The following is a 3,070-nucleotide window of genomic DNA, read 5'->3' on the forward strand; positions in this document are numbered from 1 at the left end:
TCTTCTGATTCAGTTTTCAGGGTGTAATTACTATTTAAATATTGAGAGCCTATAGCTCAGGGGATAGAGCACTGGTCTCCGGAACCAGGTGCCCAGGTTCGAATCCTGGTAGGCTCGCCATGTTTGCGGTCGTGGTGGAATTGGCAGACACGCTATCTTGAGGGGGTAGTGGTCGTACGACCGTGCGAGTTCGAGTCTCGCCGACCGCATTATTTAATTTTATGATCTACTACATTATTAAAGTAATACGCTGAGTTTTCTCAGCGTTTTTTTGTTGTCTTACGTTTATCGATAATCCTTCTTAGTTGACAATTTATCAAGAGAAGTTTTACACTATTTATAAATATTATAAAAAGAGATTAATTACTTTTTAGAAAGAGGTGCATGACCTATGTCCGCAGAAGCATTACAGACAGCGACGGCTAAACTAAGGGACGCAGGAGTACGGATGACTCCCCAACGTCATGCGATTTTGAGTTATTTATTAGAGACCATGTCTCATCCTACTGTTGATGAGATCTATAAATCGCTGGAGGGAAAGTTCCCTAATATGAGTGTAGCCACTGTTTATAATAATTTGCGTGTTTTTAAAGACATAGGGTTGGTTCGAGAGCTTACGTATGGTGATGCTTCAAGTCGGTATGATGCTAATATGAGCGAACATTACCATGCGGTTTGTATAAGCTGCGGTAAAGTAAAGGACTTTCATTATCCACCTCTTCATGGTGTGGAAAAAGAAGCGTCCATAAATACTGGATTTGAAGTTGCTTCCCATCGTCTTGAAGTGTACGGGCTATGTGAAACCTGCCGGGTTCGACAATAAGCAAAGGAGCTTGCCATTATTCTGGTAAGCTCCTTTGCTTATTGTTTATGTGCTATTTCAATATATAAAAGGATTAGAGTATATATTCATGTCTCACTCTTGAAACAGTTTAGGGTGTATGACGATTGGTGTTTGCATCAGCCGGATCAAGTGACAATGGCTGTTTGCAAAACATGCATTCATCTCGCACTCCGACTACTTTGGTTACTTTACTACAACTTGGGCAGTAAACTTGTGTGGCTTTAGTTGATACCATGCCAAGCCACATGTACATGACTGAGCTTCCCATAATGCAGAGAAAACCAAATATTAAAAAGATAGCCATAATTATCGTATTTTGCGCAAACAAAGAACCTAAAAAGCCGGCGAATGCAGCATACCCGATATACATTATGATAATGCCTATAAAGACCATTCCAAGTGCAAGCGTTCTTAGCTTGTTTAGCTTACCTGAAAATAGCATGTACATTTCCCTCCCGTAGTTTTCCTACAAGATTATAGCATGTTTTACAAAAAAAAACCTCCTCAAATGCTTGAGGAGGAAAGAAGGATATAGTTAGTACCTCAGGAAGAGTAAAAGAAATGTACATCCTTATATTAAATCATCATTAACACTATGTCAATAGTAGAAGGTGAAATTATAATGTTTGTCGAAACAAAATAAAGATACTAAATATATTATGTTTTTGTAAAAAGTCACTGTAATTTTGCAAGTTTAAAATTTTACCGAGAGGTGAAGTAAATTTCAAACATTCACCATATTGTAAGGGAGGTTTCAAACAAGATGGATGAAGGGTTTTCCGATACATTTCTCCATAACATTGTTGATGACACGGTAGAGTCGGTAATTCATATAAAACCGACCAATGGCCAGAGCGCATTGATTGATGGATTTGATGAACTATACTTGGTTATCGTAAAAGAAGAAAGCGAAAAACTAAAAATCAGAAACGTTTTACATAATTCATTAAACATACAAATTCGTTGGGTGAACCAATTATACTTTACACATATTATCGAGAATAGGTTTCACCGCCGTTTTGTTCAATGGACACTGCAAGGAGCGGTACTGTATGACAGAAATAATTATATAAAGCAAGTCAGAGATAGATTCTTTACGTATCCGTCTGCATTTCACAGTCGAAATATTTGTGTAGAATTTACCCGCTTTTTGCGTCACTATTTAGAAGCAAGGGAACATGTAAGCCAGGGGCAGATATTCGATGCATACAACAGCATGTTTTATGCTCTGCATCATTGGGCACGACTCGCGGTTATTGAGGCGGGGAAGGTACCAGAGACTGTAGTGTGGCAGCAAGTTTCCGAGATTGATTATTCTATTTTCAAATTGTACGAGGAGCTTATCACTACTGATGATCCGTTGGTAAAACGAATTGAATTATTGCTACTGGCCAGTGAGTTCTCCGTTATTTCTAAGATGGGAGAATGCAGCGCTTTTTTGCTTAATATTATGCGGACAAGAGAAGGAGCATGGTCTGTTGATGAACTGTTGCATCATCCTGAATTTTATGGAGTACAATTCGATTTAATTTTATTATTGGAAAAATTGTCCAAACGCTCTTTGTTAAGAGAAGTGTTTGTAGAAAGTGAATATGGAATGGAAAAAAAGTATATTGTTGAGTAGAAAATTTGCACAACCTCGAAATAGTTTTCGGGGTTGTTTTTTATAGCTTACGATGGAGAACGAAAAATATATGTATACTTTTCATTTAGTTGTAAAAAAGCACCAGGTTATACAACAGAAACAAAAGTAGGACAAAGATCTTGGTGAATAGTTACCGGGAAAATCCAGTTTTTTCAAGAGTGTTGATTATCGAGTATCATCCAGAGTACATAGCCACCATACTGTGCCCCAAACGGGCGGCGGTTCGTCTGGCTGCTTCGCTTTGCCCAGATGTTTTGTCGGTCCGACTTTGGCGACACAAAGGGGTCATGTCCCTTCCTTGTGAGAAAAAAGCGAAGGATTACACCGATGTGTGCATTTTATTATTTGCGATATTATAGATAATTAATAGGAGTGAGTTTTTTGTGAGGTATTATGCATAAAATAAAAATTATATTTTTGTTGACTGAATCAGAAAACATATGATATATTATTTCTTGTCGCCGTCAAAAATCGGCGAAATGATTTAGAAAAAAAGTTTTAAAAAGTATTGCAAAAAACATCTTTTTTTGATAAGATATAAAAGTCACCGCTGAAAAACGGCACAACACAAAAAACAAGTT

At 37.5% G+C, this 3,070-nt stretch carries 3 protein-coding genes and 2 tRNA genes; 4 read left to right on the forward strand and 1 reads right to left on the reverse strand.

The window, feature by feature from the left end:
• Positions 1-45: 45 nt before the first annotated feature.
• From HMPREF0083_RS02275 to HMPREF0083_RS02285, 3 genes are all read left to right on the forward strand, one after another.
• Positions 46-120, forward strand: a tRNA-Arg gene (locus tag HMPREF0083_RS02275).
• Between the two features lie 5 nt (positions 121-125).
• Positions 126-209: transfer RNA gene (locus tag HMPREF0083_RS02280), tRNA-Leu, on the forward strand.
• A 182-nt stretch (positions 210-391) separates the two neighbouring features.
• The gene (locus HMPREF0083_RS02285) at positions 392-823 is read left to right on the forward strand and encodes a Fur family transcriptional regulator (RefSeq protein WP_021619345.1); all 432 of its coding nucleotides are present in this window, start codon (positions 392-394) and stop codon (positions 821-823) included.
• Between the two features lie 109 nt (positions 824-932).
• On the opposite strand, the gene HMPREF0083_RS02290 is transcribed toward HMPREF0083_RS02285, so the two are convergent.
• Positions 933-1,292: a DUF2614 family zinc ribbon-containing protein gene (locus HMPREF0083_RS02290; protein ID WP_021619346.1), complete on the reverse strand. Its 360-nt coding sequence runs from the start codon at positions 1,290-1,292 to the stop codon at positions 933-935.
• A 315-nt stretch (positions 1,293-1,607) separates the two neighbouring features.
• Between HMPREF0083_RS02290 and HMPREF0083_RS02295 the strand changes: the two genes are divergently transcribed.
• Positions 1,608-2,468 carry a nucleotidyltransferase-like protein gene (locus tag HMPREF0083_RS02295; RefSeq protein ID WP_021619347.1) on the forward strand — a complete coding sequence of 287 codons (861 nt, stop codon included), beginning with the start codon at positions 1,608-1,610 and terminating at the stop codon, positions 2,466-2,468.
• Positions 2,469-3,070: the final 602 nt, after the last annotated feature.

The organism is Aneurinibacillus aneurinilyticus ATCC 12856, from assembly GCF_000466385.1.
Lineage (GTDB): Bacteria > Bacillota > Bacilli > Aneurinibacillales > Aneurinibacillaceae > Aneurinibacillus > Aneurinibacillus aneurinilyticus.

Excerpts from the sequence above, each read along its gene's own strand:
- HMPREF0083_RS02285 (WP_021619345.1), top strand. The coding sequence starts at position 392 with ATGTCCGCAGAAGCATTACAGACAGCGACGGCTAAACTAAGGGACGCA.
- HMPREF0083_RS02290 (WP_021619346.1), bottom strand. The coding sequence starts at position 1,292 with ATGTACATGCTATTTTCAGGTAAGCTAAACAAGCTAAGAACGCTTGCA.
- HMPREF0083_RS02295 (WP_021619347.1), top strand. The coding sequence starts at position 1,608 with ATGGATGAAGGGTTTTCCGATACATTTCTCCATAACATTGTTGATGAC.